Raw genomic sequence first — 12,704 nt, forward strand, 5'->3', positions numbered from 1 at the left:
CCTCAGGCGAGCGGGAACGCCAGCCGGCGCGCGAAGCCGTCGGGCCGCCGCTCGCCCGCGATCTCGCCGTGCAGCTGCCTAGCGGCGGTCTCGACCAGGCGGGTGCCGAACCCGGCGCCGCCGTCGTCGTCGTCGTCGCCACCCTCGGGCGCATGGCCGCTCTCGACCCAGGTCAGTTCGATCCTGCCGTCCTTCTCGGCCCAGTCGACCGCCAGCCGCCCGCCGTTCTTCGCCGCCTCGTTCGCCAGCACGCCGTATTTCGCCGCGTTGGTGGCCCATTCGTGCAGGATCAGCGCGATCGAGGTGATCTGGCTGTTGGGCACCTCGACCTCGCTGCCCTCGACGGTGATCGCCTGCGAGGACCGGCTCGGGCGGATCACCGTTTCGACCAGCTGCCGCAAGGGGATCGCGCCGCCCGCGCTCATGCCGCTCTCGATCCGGCTGGTGAGCGCGTGCGAGCGGCCGAGCGCGTGGATCCGGCCCCGCAGGTCTTCGGCGAAGGCGTCGATGTCCCTGCTTTCGCGCGCGGCGATCGAGATCATCGCGCTGATCACCGAGAACAGGTTCTTCACCCGGTGGTTCATCTCGCGGATCATCAGTTCGCGCTGGGCGAGCAGCGCGCGTTCGGCGGTCACGTCGAACATCACCCCGATCAGCTTGCGCTTGGCCGAACCGTCCATCATCCGGCCCAGGCCGTGGAGCCAGCGCGTTTCCCCCTCCTCGCCGGCGACCCGGAATGTCTCGTCGAAGTCCGATTCCCCGTCCATCGCCTTGCGCAGCGCCTGGTTGACCCGCGCGCGGTCGCCATCCTCCATCGCGGTGAGGATCGGCTCCATCCGGTCCCCCGCTTCGTCGTCCCCGATCACCAGCAGCCGCCGCGCGGTCGCGTCGAGCACCACGCGATCGGTCGCGGGCTGGTATTCCCACACGCCGATCCCGGCGACCTCGAGCGCGAGCCGCAGGCGCTCGCGCTCCTCGTTCAGGTCGCGCTCGAGCGACAGCGCCTGGGTCACGTCGGTGAAGATCAGCGTCGCGCCGTCGATTGACCCGTCGCCGCGGGTATAGGGTATCGCGCGGGCGATGATGTCCGCGTCGGTCGCCTCGGCGCGGATCCGCTCTTCCTGCGTCTCCCCGTCGCGCGCCTTGCGGGCGAGCGCCACGTGGGACTGCCCGTCGAGCCGCGATGCAAGATCGGCGAGCGGCTTGCCGATGTCGTTGTTGTCGATCGGGAACAGCTCGAGCGCGGCCTCGGTGAAGCTCCGCAGGCGAAGGTCGCCGTCGACCACCAGCACGGCGATCTGCGTGCTGTCGAAGAAGTTCCTGAGGTCGGCGTTGGCAACGGTGAGCTGGTCGACCTTGTTCTTCAGTTCGTCGTTGACCGTGGTCAGCTCCTCGTTGGTCGACTGGAGCTCCTCGTTCATCGACATCATTTCTTCGTTGGAGCTCTTGAGCTCCTCGTTGGTCGTCTCGAGTTCCTCGACCGTCGAGCGCAACCGGTGCCGCGTGGCCTGGAGCTCTTCCTCGAGGAACTGGCGCTGGCCGTCCTCCATGTCGAATTCGTCGAAATCGTCCTCGCTCACCGCGAGCGGCCCGGTCTCCTCGATGACGAAAAGGAACGCGCCTTCGTCGAGCCGCTCGCAGATCACCCGCGCCTCGAGCGTGCCGAAGGCGGTGCGGATCTCGACCCCGGTGGCCCCCGCCCGGCGACCGGTGTCGGAAACCTGGCGGATCAGCGGCCCGATCAGTTCGCGCAGGCCCGGTCGGGCGAGCGAGGGTACGTGGACCGTCCGCTCGAGCCGGTCGGGAAAATCGAGGTACCGTCCCGCCGCGCCCCAGCGTTCGAGCAGGAGGCCCTCGGCATCGACCAGCAGGCTGACCGGGGCGTAGCGATCGGCGACAAGGTTGAGCGCGGCGATCTCGGTCCCGTTGACCCGCGGGCGCTCCTGCTCGACGCGGGCGCGATGGGGGGCGCGCAGGCGCGGGGTCGGCGGGCTGATCTGCAGGGAATACCGCCCCGTGACGTTGCGGCGACGGAAGATCCGCGCGCCCTGGTCGACCACTTCGAACAGGTCCTCGTAGCGGCCGACCGCTTCGGAGGAACCGAGGAACATGTAGCCCCCTTCGGCGAGCGCGAAGTGGAAGATCGGCACGACCTGCCGCTGCAGTTCCTCGTTGAAGTAGATCAGCAGGTTGCGGCAACAGATCAGGTCCACCTTCGAGAACGGCGGATCGCGCACGACGTTGTGCATGCTGAACCGGACCATGTCGCGGATCGCGTTCGCGACGATGAACTTGTCGCTGCCGCCGACCGTGTAGCGGTCGCGCAGCGGCCGGGGAATGTCGCCCAGCGCCGACAGCGGATAGGCACCGGCGCGCGCGATATCGAGCATCTTCTCGTCGATGTCGGTCGCGAAGATCTGCACATAGGGGCGCGTCCCGTGCCGCTCGGCGGCGTCGGCGACCAGCATGGCGAGCGAGTAGGCCTCCTCGCCGCTCGAACAGCCCGCCACCCAGAACCGCAGTTCCGCCCCCGTCGGGCAGTTCGCCACCAGCGGGTCGATGACGAGCCGGTCGAGCGCCTCGAAATGTTCGGGATCGCGGAAGAACCGGGTGACGTTGATCAGCAGGTCGCGGAACAGCGCCTGGCACTCCTCGGCGTCGCCGCGCAGCCGTTCGAGGTACTCGGCCGCGCCCTCGATCCCCAGCAGCTGCATCCGCCGCGCGATGCGCCGGGTCAGCGTGCTGCGCTTGTAGAGCGAGAAATCGTGCCCGACCGCCTCGCGCAGCACGTCGCACAGGTCGTCGATGTGATCGGTCACCTCCCGCGCTTCGTCGGTCGGCGCGCCGCCGGACGCGCGCGCGAAGAAGTTGCGCAGCGCGCCGATCACCTCGCGCGGCGCGGCGACGATGTCGACCAGCCCGGTCGATATCGCCGAGCCGGGCATCCCGTCGTATGCCGCGCTTTCGGGTTCCTGCGCGATGCACAGCCCGCCGTGCTCCTTGATCGCGCGCAGGCCCCGGCTGCCGTCGGCACCGGTGCCCGACAGGATCACGCAGGCCGCCCGCGTTCCCGCGTCTTCGGCGAGGCTTTCGAAGAAATCGTCGATCGGCCGGCGCATTCCGCGCGGGTCCGTGAATTCGGTGAGCTTGAGCACCCCGCTCTCGAGCGCGAGCCCGTGCCCGGGCGGGATCACGTAGACGTGGTCCGCCTCCACCGTCTCGTCGCCGGAGGCCTGCTTGACCGGCATCGCGGTATATCGCTCGATCAGCTGCGCCATCAGCGATTCGTGCGTCGGATCGAGGTGCTGGACCACCACGAACGCCATGCCGGTCGCACCCGAAGCGCCGCCGAACACCGCGCGCAGGGCCTCGAGCCCGCCCGCCGACGCGCCCACTCCGACGATCGGGAAACTGTCGCCCGCCGCCCCCACGGTCAGTCCATCCGCGCCCGCGCGATGATCGAATGGCTCGACGCGAGGACGTTGAAACTGCCGAGCAACGTCCAGCCGGCGTCGCGCGCCCGGACGTCGATCTGCCGCAGGTCTTCCGACAGCGCGCGATCGTAGAGCGCGGGATCGAGCCGGCCGGGCGCGTCGATCGCGAACTGCGACCCGAGCACGTGGGTCGTCTCGCCGCCGCGCGCGAGCTTGGCCATGTAGACGAGGTTGAGAAATGGCTGTCCGTCGCGCGTCACGTTGGGGACGACGAACTTCTCGTCATACTGTTCCGGGCTCCGGAGAAATTGGCGCATCCGCCGGCGAACCGGCCCCGGCCCTTCCTGCGGCTGAAGGAACCGGCAGTTGCGGCCGATCACCGCTTCGGCGGGATATCCGGACAGGTCGAGAAACGCCTGGTTGACCCCTACCAGCGGGCTATCGGGGCGGGTGCAGTCGGCAATCGTCAGTGCCACCCCGCTCCTGGCGAACATGTCGATGATGTCTTGCGGCAAGGCGGCCGATTCGTCGAATGCGGTCATCGAGCGGCTGTAAGCGCACATTGTCTTGCGTCAAATAGCCGCCATACTGGCCAGCAACCGGTCCGGCTGTTAGCAAGCGGTGCCATGCAGACCGGAATACTGATCAGCCTCGCCCTTTACTTCCTCCTGATGATCGCCATCGGCCTTTACGCCTGGCGCAAGTCGACCGCGGATACCGAGGGGTACCTCCTGGCCGGACGCAACCTGCACCCGGCGGTCGCCGCGCTGTCGGCCGGCGCGTCGGACATGTCCGGCTGGTTGCTGCTGGGCCTGCCCGGCGCGCTCTATGCGAGCGGGCTGGTCGAGGCGTGGATCGGCATCGGGCTGTTCCTCGGCGCGCTCGTCAACTGGATCGTGGTCGCCCCGCGGTTGCGCAAGCAGACCATCGACCTCAACGATTCGCTGACGATCCCCGAATTCCTCGGCAACCGGTTTCCCAACTACGCCGTCGCGCTGCGCGTCGTCAGCGCGGTGATCGTCGTGCTGTTCTTCACCGTCTACACCGCCGCGGGCCTCGTCGGCGGGGGCAAGCTGTTCGTCAGCGCGTTTTCCGAATTCACCGGCGGCGGCTACATGACCGGGGTGTGGGTGACCGCGCTGGTGGTGCTCGCCTACACCATGGTCGGCGGCTTCCTCGCGGTCAGCCTGACCGACTTCGTGCAGGGCGTGATCATGGTGCTGGCGCTCGTCGTGATGCCGCTCGTCGTCATGTTCGGAGAGGGCGGCAGTTCGGGCGGCAGCATCGCCGCGGTGCCGCAGGCCGGCTTCCTCGACATCGGCCACAACCTCACCGCGATCGGCTGGCTGTCGGCGGTCACCTGGGGCCTGGGCTATTTCGGCCAGCCGCACATCATCGTGCGGTTCATGGCGATCCGCTCGGTCAAGGCGGTCGCCACCGCGCGCTGGATCGGGATGAGCTGGATGGCCGTGTGCCTCGCCGGCGCGCTGGGCGTCGGGCTTGCTGGGCGCGCCTACGTCGAGCGCAACGGCCTGGTGGTCGAGGACCCGGAAACGATCTTCATCGTGCTCTCGAACCTCCTGTTCCACCCGCTCGTCACCGGCTTCCTCTACGCCGCGCTGCTGGCGGCGATCATGTCGACGATCTCCTCGCAGCTGCTGGTCTCGTCGAGCTCGCTCACCGAGGACTTCTACCGTCTGTTCCTGCGCAAGAACGCGAGCGAGCGCGAAGCGGTGACCGTGGGCCGGATCAGCGTCGCGCTCGTCGCGGTGATGGCGGTCCTGCTGGCGGCCGATCCCGACAGCGAAGTGCTCGGCCTCGTGGCGCACGCCTGGGCGGGCTTCGGCGCGGCGTTCGGCCCGCTCATCATTCTGTCGTTGACCTGGCAGCGGATGACAGGCGCCGGCGCGCTCGCGGGTCTCGTCACCGGGGCGGCGGTCGTGATCGTGTGGATCGCCAACGGGTGGGACACGAGCTTCCTCGGCGGCGAAGGCGTCTACGAGATCCTGCCCGGCTTCATCGCCGCGTGGATCGCGGTCGTCGCGGTCAGCCTGGCGACCGCACCCGCGGCTCCGTCCACCGCGGCCGCACCCGCCGATTAGGGCGTTGTTAACCACGGCGCGCGACACTCGCCGCCATGGTTCGCAAGTTCGCCCCGCTGTTCGCCGTGGCGCTGGCCGCGTGCGGCAACCTGGTGCCCGACGGCCGCGCCCCGGTGCGCCCGCAGGCGCAGGCCGCGCCGCCCGCCGTGGCGATAAGCCCGCAGGCGCGCCTGTGCCTCGGCGAACTGGGCGCGACCGGTGCCAACTTCACCCCGCTGCCCGATCGCTATTACGGAGCCGGGTGCGCCACCGTCGGCACGGTCAGCCTGACCGGGCTGCAGGGCGACGCGGCGCGCTTCCTGCTTACCAACCTCGGGCCGGTGTCGTGCCCGCTCGCCGATGCCCTGGCGGGCTGGGCGCGGTTCGGGGTCGACCGGGCCGCGCGCGAGGTGCTGGGCAGCCCGCTCGCCCGGATCGAGACGATGGGCAGCTACAACTGCCGGACGATCGCGGGCAGCGCGCGCCTTTCCGCCCACGCCACCGCCGAGGCGATCGACGTGGCCGCGTTCGTGCTGGCCGACGGGCGCCGGATCAGCGTGCTGGGCTCCTGGAGCGGCGGGACCGAGCAAGAGCAACGTTTCCTCCGGGTGGTGCACGCCAGCGCGTGCAAGCGGTTCGGCACGATACTGGGCCCCGCCTACAACGCCGCCCACCGCGACCATTTCCATCTCGAGGCCGCGAAGCTTTCCGGCAGCGGCAGCTTCTGCCGCTAGGCGGCGCGCGCGTCAGCCGTCCAGCGGCTGGATCATCGGCCCTTCGAGCCGCGCCTCGAGCCGCAGCCGGACCGCCTCGGCCGCGTGGCTTGCGCCCAGCTTGCTCATCATGTTGGCGCGGTGAATCTCGACCGTCCGCGGGCTGATCTGCAATTCGCGCGCGATCGTCTTGTTGCTGCTGCCGAGGGTGAGCCAGTCCAGCACTTCGCGCTCGCGCGCCGAGAGGCTGGAGATCCGCCCGCGCGCCTCGATCATCCGCCGCCGCGCTTCGGCGTGGTCGCGTGCTTCCTCGCCGATCCGGTCGAGCACCGCGGTCAGCCGCTCGGGCTCGAGCGGCAGCGGCAGGTAGTCGATCGCGCCCGCCTTGATGGCCGCCACGACGCGCGACGTGCGCGGCGCCTCGTCCATCGCGACCAGCGGCAGCCACACGCCGCAGCGGGCGAGCAGGTCGAGCGTTTCCTGGATCCCGCCGGCCGTTGCGTCGTCGCGCACGACGACGATGCCGCGCTGCGGGGGATGCTCGCACAGCTCGGCGAGATCGGCATAGACCTCGGCATGATGCCCCAACCCGAAGGCGATCCGGGCAAGGTCGGCACGCGTGCGCGTGTCGGCGTCGACGAAGTGGATGATGTTGCGCTGACCCATGCCGGCAATGATGCCGCGTGGCGCGCGCGTTACAATTCCGGTCGCGTTCCGAAACGGAGGTAATGCGCTAAGTAATCGCCGCTATCCGTTGGCGCGCCGACTGGAGGGCATTGATCCGGATCGGAGCCAATTCTACGGGAATCTGCGCATTCGCCGCTCGAAATCGGCGGCAAATCAGGCGGTTTCGTCGGCCGAAGCGTAGAAACTGTAGTCGGGCAGTTCGTTGAAGGCGTTGCGCAGGGAATCGCTCCAGCCCGCCGAGATCGCCTGGAAATAGGTATCCTCGTGAGTGATCCGCCGCTGGTGCCCGGCGGCGAAGGTGTCGCGCTCGATCACCATCATGTCGAGCGGCAGGCCGACCGAGAGGTTGGCCTTGAGCGTCGAATCGAAGCTGACCATCAGCAGCTTGACCGCGTCCTCGAAGCTCATGCCGCGGTCGTAGGCGCGGATCAGGATCGGGCGGCCGTACTTGGTCTCGCCGATCTGGAAGAACGGCGTGTCCCAGCTCGCCTCGATGAAGTTGCCTTCGGGATAGATCAGGAACAGGCGCGGCTCCATGCCCTTGATCTGGCCGGCGACGATCATCGAGGCGGTGAAGCGGCCCTGCCCCTGCGCCCCGTTCGCCGCCTGCCGTTCGTCGATCGTGTCGCGCAGCAGCCGCCCGATCTCGGTCGCGACCTGGAACATCGTCGGCGCGTCGTAGACGGTGTTGCGCCGCTCGCCCGGGGTCTTCGTGCGCTCCTCCAGCTGGCTGATCACGGCCTGGGTGGTGGCGAGGTTGCCCGCCGTCATGACCGCGATCACCCGCTCGCCGGGCTGTTCCCAGTGCATCATCTTGCGGAACACCGAGATGTTGTCGACGCCCGAATTGGTCCGCGTGTCGCTCATCAGCACGAGGCCCTTGTCGAGCACCATTCCGACGCAATAGGTCATCGTTTTCTCTTTCGCCCCCCGGCGTCAATCGCAGGTCGTGAGTGTAACCAAAGCTTCGCGGGCGTCACTGTTCCTGCTGCTGCTGTTCCACAGCGACGTCGACCCTGAGGTCCTGGGTCGCCGAACCGAAGGTGATCCCGGTGATCGGCGCCGCGTCGCGGTAATCGCGGCCCGTCGCCACGCGGACATAGCGCGGGTCGGGGCTGATCCCGTTCGACACGTCGAAGCCGACCCAGCCGAGCCCGTCGATATAGGCCTCGGCCCAGGCGTGCGTCGCTTCCTGGTCGATGCGGTCGTTCATCATCAGGTAGCCCGAAACGTAGCGCGCCGGCACCCCGACGTCGCGCGCCGCACCGATGAAGATGTGCGCGTGGTCCTGGCAGACCCCGCATCCCGCCTCGAGCGATTCCTCGCCGGTCGTGGACACGCCGGTCGAGCCCTTGCGGTATTCGACCGCGTCGCGCACCGCCTGTGACAGCGTGTGCAGGAAATCGAGCCGTTTCTGGTCGGAAAACTCGATGCCGCGGACCAGCTGGCGCAGGCGCGGCCCGGGCCGCGTCAGGCGGGTCTGGCCGAGAAAGCTCCACAGCGGCAGGTGTCCCGCGTGGTGCCCGATCACCCCGGCGTGGTCCTGCGTCTCGACCGTGCCGCGGCAGGTCACCACGACCTCGCGGGCGTCCGGCTCGATCGAGACCAGCGTCACGGTGTTGTGGTTCTGGTCCTCGTATTCGAGTTCCCTGTGCGCGTGCTCGTACTCCATCGTCCAGTCGAGGATCGACTGGCCCTGCGTGGTCTTGGGAGTCAGGCGCAACCGCTGGAGCGCGTGCACGACCGGCTGCTCGAAGCTGTAGCGGGTGGTATGACGAATCGCGAGGCGCATGGCGTCTGGGCCTTCCCTATCGCAGGAACCGGTAGTCGTCGGCGATGGCGCGGGCGATGTCGGCGTTGTCGCGCATGAACCCGGTGAGAAACTCGTGCAGGCCCAGGTCGAAGACCCGCTCGATCGTCAGCTCGCCCAGCATCTCGCACGATTTCTCGATCAGCCGGCTGCTCTCGCCTTCGCCGCCGTGCATCTTGGCGAGCGACTTGAGGTTGGCCCGCAGCATCATGTGGCTGAAGGCGAGGCTGCGCGGGAACCGCTCGTCCGTCACGAGGAACTCGACGATCCCGCGCGAGTCCGCCTGTCCCGCGTTGAGCCAGCGGTAGGCGCGGTCGCCCGAAACCGATCGCAGCACCTGGTCCCACTGCCCGCTGTCGAGCGTGGTCCCGACGTAGCTGAGCGACGGCAGCAGCAGGTAGTACTTCATGTCGAGGATGCGCGCGGTGTTGTCCGCCCGCTCGACGAACGTGCCCGCGTTGGCGAAGTTGAAGCCCGCGTCGCGCAGCATCGAGTTGACCATCGCCCCGTGCGCCAGCGTGCCGGCCCGCCGCACCAGCGCGATGACCTCTCCCACCGCGCCCTGCCCGACCGGCCGCGCGAGGACGCCGTCGATCTGCATCCAGCTCTCGTTGACCACGCTCCACAGCTCGCCCGAGATCGCGTTGCGGACCAGCCGTGCGTTGGTGCGCACCTGCCGCATCATCTCGCGCACGCTGCCCGGATTGTCGCCGTCGCGCAGGATGTGGTTCCACACCTGGATGCCGGTGTAGGTGCCGTGCTTGGCGCGATAGGCATCGGCCTGGCCCGACGCCTGAATGACCGAGCGCCACTCTTCCTCGGCGCTGATCACGTCGCGGGTCAGCGCCATGCGCAGGCCCGCATCGAGCAGGCGCGCGGTGTTCTCGGCCCGCTCGAGATAGCGGAACATCCAGAACAGTCCGTTGGCGGTCTTGCCTAGCATGAGCGGTTCCGGGCCATCTCAGTCCTTCAGCACCCAGGTATCCTTGGTGCCCCCGCCCTGCGACGAGTTGACCACGAGGCTGCCCTTCTTGAGCGCGACGCGGGTCAGCCCGCCCGGCGTGATCTCGACCCCGTCGGGCGAGACCAGCACGAACGGCCGCAGGTCGACATGGCGGGGGCTGAGGCCCTTGCGGGTGAACACCGGGCAGGTGCTGAGGGCGAGGGTCGGCTGGGCGATGTAGTTTTCCGGCTTTGCCTCGAGCTTGCGGCGGAAAAGCGCGATCTCGCGCCGGGTCGCGGTGGGGCCGACGAGCATCCCGTACCCGCCCGAGCCGTGGACTTCCTTGACGACGAGCTCGGCGAGGTTGTCGAGCACGTACTTGAGACTGTCCGGATCGGCGCAGCGAAACGTCTCGACATTGGGAAGCAGCGGCTTTTCGCCGGTGTAGAACTCGACGATCTCGGGCATGAACGAATAGATCGCCTTGTCGTCGGCGATCCCAGTGCCCGGCGCGTTGGCGATGGTGATCCCGCCCGAGCGATAGACGTCCATGATCCCCGGCACGCCGAGCATGCTGTCGGGATTGAAGCTCAAGGGATCGAGGAAGTCGTCGTCGACCCGGCGATAAAGCACGTCGACCGGCACGTAGCCGCCGGTCGTGCGCATCGCCACGCGCCCGTCGATGACCCTGAGGTCGCCGCCCTCGACCAGCTCGGCCCCCATCTGGTCGGCGAGAAAGGCGTGCTCGTAGTAGGCGGAATTGTAAATTCCCGGCGTCAGCACGGCGACGCGCGGCTTGCCCTCGCACTTGGGCGGCGCGCAGGCAGCAAGGCTGCGGGCGAGCTTGCGCGGATAGTCGCTGACGGTCTCCACCCCGACCCGCGTGAACAGCTCGGGGAACATCGCCATCATCGTCTCGCGGTTCTCGAGCATGTACGAGACGCCCGACGGCGTGCGCGCGTTGTCCTCGAGCACGAAGAAATCGTTCGGCCCGGTGCGCACGAGGTCGATCCCGACGATGTGGGTGTAGACCCCTCCAGGCGGGGTGAAGCCGACCATCTCGGGAAGCCAGGCCTCGTTGTTCCGTAGCAGGCGCTCGGGCACCCGGCCCGCGCGGATGATTTCCTGGCGGTGGTAGAGATCGTGGATGAAGGCGTTGAGCGCGCGGACGCGCTGCTCGATGCCCTTGGTCAGCTTGCGCCACTCGCCCGCCGAGACGATCCGCGGGACCATGTCGAACGGGATCAGCCGCTCCTCGGCCTCCTGCTCGCTGTAGACGTTGAAGGTGATGCCGGTGCGGCGGAAGACGTTCTCCGCCTCGCGGTCCTTGCGGCGCAGCCAGCCGCGATCCTGTTCGTCGAACCACTGCGCGTAGCCGGCATAGGCAGGGCGCACCGCGCCCGCCGGGTCGCGCATCTCGTCGAAATTGTCGGACGGACCGTTCATGGAACCCCATGCTGCATTGCGAAGAAGCGCTTGGCTACCGGAAATGCAGCCCCTCGCGCTCCCAACGCACGGCGAGGCGCCGGTTTCCCGCCCGCCCGCTCATCGCATACGATCAGTCCAACTCGCGCAACACCGCGGCGATCGCCTGGGGATCGTAGGCGAAACCCATGTGGGTGCAGCGCAGCGCCACCGCGCGGTCGCGCTCGCCCGGCGCCCCGCAGGCCGCGCGCGGGTGGACGATGCCGTCGCGCGGGCTCCACAGCGCGATCGTCTCGACCGGGGGCTTGGCGGCAAGCTCGATATCGACCGGCGGTTCCTCGACCCGGTGGCCGGTGACGAAGTGATAGGCGCGCCAGACGTTGTTCGCCCGCGGGCTCCACGAGAACGGCGAGCCCATCGTCACCACCTTGGCGACGCTGTCGGGCCGCCGCTTGGCAAGCTCGCGCGCGAACAGCCCGCCAAGGCTCCACCCGACGAGATAGACCGGTTCGCCGTGCCGCTCGGCCAGATCGTCGAGCCGGCACTCGAGCCGCGCGATGTTGTCGCGGGTCGGCCCCCAGTTGAAGCCCAGCCCCCACCGCTTGACCGTGTGCCCCGCCGCCTCGAGCCGCCGCGCCATGTAGCGCATCCGCACCGGGTGGGTGGCGAAGCCGGGCAGGAGCATGACCGTGCGGGGGTGCCGGGCGGACACCGTTTCGTGCTTGCGGACGATCCGGCGGAAGGGTTCGACGACCCATTCCAGCTCGCCCAGCATCCGGCGCACCGGCGGGCCGGCGACGTCGTCGGGGCAGTCCTCGGCGGCGATGGCGACGCGCTGGAGGAGGGCGTCGCGCGCTTCGGCGAGCGGCGCCAGGCCAGGGGCGCCGGCCAGCCGTTCGCGGATGCCGAGGTCGATCATGCCCGTGAAACGCGCGAGGTCGCCCCCGGGTTTCGCGGGACCGCTCACTCGCAGTCGCCGGTGCGCTTCGAATTCATCCGCATTTCCACCCGCATCTGTCCGCCGGGCATCATTGCCGCCTTCTGCACCATCGTCATGTGCATGGTCGAAGCCTCGGCGGATGCGGTGCCGTCGAGCGCGATATCGGCCGTCATCCCCTGCGGACCCGAGCACGTCAGCGCGGCGTCGAGCTTGCCGCCGTCGACCGCGAACCGGCCGAACTCGCACTTCATCTGCCCCTGGCCCTCGGTCATCTTGCGGACCGATTCCTCGAAGCCCTTCGCGGCCTCGGCCTCGGTCAGACAGTAGCTGCTGGCTTCCTGCGAGGCCCGGCCCATCATCGACTTCATGGCGTTGGCCTGTTCCTGCGGGATACCGGGTACCGAGAAATCGATCAGGTCGACCGTCGTCTCGTACCGGCCGGGCCGCGGCTGTTCGAGCTTGCCGGCCTCGGCGATGACCTCGTCAGCGGTCCGGGGCGCGGCCGGTTCCTTGCTGCAGGCGGCCAGCATCGTCGAGCCGGCGAGAACGGCGACGGCGGTCACGATACGGTTCATGCGCAAACTCCCGGCAGACGAGATGGGCTTGCAGGCTATCAACCGTTTGGCGGCGCGCCAACCGCCTTGCCCGCCGACTTGCCCGCAAAGGGCAGC

Annotated in this window: 11 protein-coding genes; 2 read left to right on the forward strand and 9 right to left on the reverse strand. The window is 68.7% G+C overall.

What is annotated here, in order from left to right; genetic code table 11:
* Positions 1 to 2 precede the first annotated feature (2 nt).
* Positions 3 to 3,431 carry a CheR family methyltransferase gene (locus N0B51_RS09280; RefSeq protein WP_259962046.1) on the reverse strand — a complete coding sequence of 1,143 codons (3,429 nt, stop codon included), beginning with the start codon at positions 3,429 to 3,431 and terminating at the stop codon, positions 3 to 5.
* Between the two features lie 2 nt (positions 3,432 to 3,433).
* A complete protein-coding gene (locus N0B51_RS09285; RefSeq protein WP_259962047.1) occupies positions 3,434 to 3,997 on the reverse strand; it encodes a PAS domain-containing protein in 564 nt (187 codons plus the stop codon).
* A gap of 63 nt (positions 3,998 to 4,060) precedes the next feature.
* Between N0B51_RS09285 and putP the strand changes: the two genes are divergently transcribed.
* Together putP and N0B51_RS09295 are read left to right on the forward strand one after the other, a co-directional pair.
* Positions 4,061 to 5,536 carry a sodium/proline symporter PutP gene (putP, locus tag N0B51_RS09290; RefSeq protein WP_259962048.1) on the forward strand — a complete coding sequence of 492 codons (1,476 nt, stop codon included), beginning with the start codon at positions 4,061 to 4,063 and terminating at the stop codon, positions 5,534 to 5,536.
* 35 nt (positions 5,537 to 5,571) lie between these two features.
* Positions 5,572 to 6,249 (forward strand): extensin family protein, encoded by a 678-nt coding sequence (locus tag N0B51_RS09295; protein WP_259962049.1) that lies wholly within the window; start codon positions 5,572 to 5,574, stop codon positions 6,247 to 6,249.
* Positions 6,250 to 6,261: 12 nt separating this feature from the next.
* Here N0B51_RS09295 and N0B51_RS09300 read toward each other — a convergent pair whose 3' ends face one another.
* The 7 genes from N0B51_RS09300 to N0B51_RS09330 all read right to left on the reverse strand — a co-directional run bounded on the left by N0B51_RS09300 (position 6,262) and on the right by N0B51_RS09330 (position 12,608).
* Positions 6,262 to 6,894 (reverse strand): response regulator transcription factor, encoded by a 633-nt coding sequence (locus tag N0B51_RS09300; protein ID WP_259962050.1) that lies wholly within the window; start codon positions 6,892 to 6,894, stop codon positions 6,262 to 6,264.
* A 174-nt stretch (positions 6,895 to 7,068) separates the two neighbouring features.
* Positions 7,069 to 7,827, reverse strand: coding sequence for a proteasome-type protease (locus N0B51_RS09305; protein ID WP_259962051.1), 759 nt, complete (start codon positions 7,825 to 7,827; stop codon positions 7,069 to 7,071).
* A gap of 64 nt (positions 7,828 to 7,891) precedes the next feature.
* Positions 7,892 to 8,707, reverse strand: a complete 816-nt coding sequence (locus tag N0B51_RS09310) for a transglutaminase family protein (RefSeq protein ID WP_259962052.1) — start codon at positions 8,705 to 8,707, stop codon at positions 7,892 to 7,894.
* A gap of 16 nt (positions 8,708 to 8,723) precedes the next feature.
* Positions 8,724 to 9,668: an alpha-E domain-containing protein gene (locus tag N0B51_RS09315; RefSeq protein ID WP_259962053.1), complete on the reverse strand. Its 945-nt coding sequence runs from the start codon at positions 9,666 to 9,668 to the stop codon at positions 8,724 to 8,726.
* Positions 9,669 to 9,686: 18 nt separating this feature from the next.
* Positions 9,687 to 11,114 (reverse strand): circularly permuted type 2 ATP-grasp protein, encoded by a 1,428-nt coding sequence (locus tag N0B51_RS09320; protein ID WP_259962054.1) that lies wholly within the window; start codon positions 11,112 to 11,114, stop codon positions 9,687 to 9,689.
* A 112-nt stretch (positions 11,115 to 11,226) separates the two neighbouring features.
* The gene (locus N0B51_RS09325) at positions 11,227 to 12,060 is read right to left on the reverse strand and encodes an esterase/lipase family protein (RefSeq protein ID WP_259962055.1); all 834 of its coding nucleotides are present in this window, start codon (positions 12,058 to 12,060) and stop codon (positions 11,227 to 11,229) included.
* Positions 12,057 to 12,608 carry a DUF3617 domain-containing protein gene (locus N0B51_RS09330; RefSeq protein ID WP_259962056.1) on the reverse strand — a complete coding sequence of 184 codons (552 nt, stop codon included), beginning with the start codon at positions 12,606 to 12,608 and terminating at the stop codon, positions 12,057 to 12,059. Before N0B51_RS09330 ends, N0B51_RS09325 begins: the two co-directional genes overlap by 4 nt.
* Positions 12,609 to 12,704 lie beyond the last annotated feature (96 nt).

It is taken from the genome of Tsuneonella litorea, assembly GCF_025154015.1.
Lineage (GTDB): Bacteria > Pseudomonadota > Alphaproteobacteria > Sphingomonadales > Sphingomonadaceae > Tsuneonella > Tsuneonella litorea.

Bases quoted from the DNA above. Each gene is read 5' to 3' on its own strand.
- N0B51_RS09285 (WP_259962047.1), bottom strand. From the start codon at position 3,997: ATGTGCGCTTACAGCCGCTCGATGACCGCATTCGACGAATCGGCCGCC.
- putP (WP_259962048.1), top strand. From the start codon at position 4,061: ATGCAGACCGGAATACTGATCAGCCTCGCCCTTTACTTCCTCCTGATG.
- N0B51_RS09295 (WP_259962049.1), top strand. From the start codon at position 5,572: ATGGTTCGCAAGTTCGCCCCGCTGTTCGCCGTGGCGCTGGCCGCGTGC.
- N0B51_RS09300 (WP_259962050.1), bottom strand. From the start codon at position 6,894: ATGGGTCAGCGCAACATCATCCACTTCGTCGACGCCGACACGCGCACG.
- N0B51_RS09305 (WP_259962051.1), bottom strand. From the start codon at position 7,827: ATGACCTATTGCGTCGGAATGGTGCTCGACAAGGGCCTCGTGCTGATG.
- N0B51_RS09310 (WP_259962052.1), bottom strand. From the start codon at position 8,707: ATGCGCCTCGCGATTCGTCATACCACCCGCTACAGCTTCGAGCAGCCG.
- N0B51_RS09315 (WP_259962053.1), bottom strand. From the start codon at position 9,668: ATGCTAGGCAAGACCGCCAACGGACTGTTCTGGATGTTCCGCTATCTC.
- N0B51_RS09320 (WP_259962054.1), bottom strand. From the start codon at position 11,114: ATGAACGGTCCGTCCGACAATTTCGACGAGATGCGCGACCCGGCGGGC.
- N0B51_RS09330 (WP_259962056.1), bottom strand. From the start codon at position 12,608: ATGAACCGTATCGTGACCGCCGTCGCCGTTCTCGCCGGCTCGACGATG.